Origin of the sequence: Streptococcus caledonicus (assembly GCF_042656225.1) — a bacterium.
Classification (GTDB): domain Bacteria; phylum Bacillota; class Bacilli; order Lactobacillales; family Streptococcaceae; genus Streptococcus; species Streptococcus caledonicus.
In genome coordinates, this window is sequence record NZ_JBHSOJ010000021.1 from 1 (window position 1) to 815 (window position 815).

An 815-nucleotide genomic window follows, 5' to 3' on the forward strand; every position below is an offset into this window, starting at 1 on the left:
CTGGACTCAGAAGCATGTGAAATGGCTTCAGTCGCTCCAACCAGTAGGACTGTATGCTGAAATCCTAACCGAATATCTCCTCAGCTACGAAAAGCTAGTTGACCAGATTGAACGCTTTGATAATCGTATCGAACAACTCTCTCTAGGAGACAGTTACCAAGAAAAAGTGGTTAAGTTGGCTTGCTTTATCGGTGTGAAGACCTTGACTGCTCTTTCCATCGTAACAGAGATTGGGGATTTTAATCGTTTTGCGACCGCTCAACAAGTTGCCTCTTACCTTGGGTTGACCCCTAGTGAAAATTCTAGTGGGGAAAAAGATCGAAAAGGAGGGATCACTAAGGCTGGCAACAGTCATGTCAGACGATTGTTGATTGAAGCGACTCAGTCTATAGCGAAAGGAAGGGTCGGTCATAAGTCGAAAAACTTGAAAAAGCGTCAAAATGGCAATTCTCCTGAGGTTATTGCCTATACGGATAGGGCTAATGAACGGTTGAGAAGACGTTACTACAAGTTGGTCTTATCGAACAATAAGAAACAAAATGTGGCTAAAACAGCGATTGCTCGTGAATTTTCAGGGTTTATCTGGGGGATGATGACAGGGAGAATTATTTGAGTTTAGGCTTTGTTTTCGTATACTTTTTTGACTTATTTTATCATCGCAGAGCGATGAGGAATCCTTAGTACCATCAAAAATCACAGGTGAATTCTGACAGCACTAAGGATTGAAAAAATGAGATTGAGGGCATCTTGAAGGAGTTTAGAACTTCAAGGTTTGAGTCATCTACGAATTCACTAAGTGGCACCATTGTGATCCA

1 protein-coding gene is annotated in these 815 nt (G+C 41.7%); it reads left to right on the forward strand.

Going from position 1 to position 815, the window contains the following annotated elements; all coding sequences use genetic code 11:
- Window positions 1-613, forward strand: a 613-nt coding sequence (locus ACFPQ3_RS08280; RefSeq protein WP_380434027.1) for a transposase, incomplete at its 5' end; no start/stop codon positions are given.
- Between the last annotated feature and the right edge of the window lie 202 nt (window positions 614-815).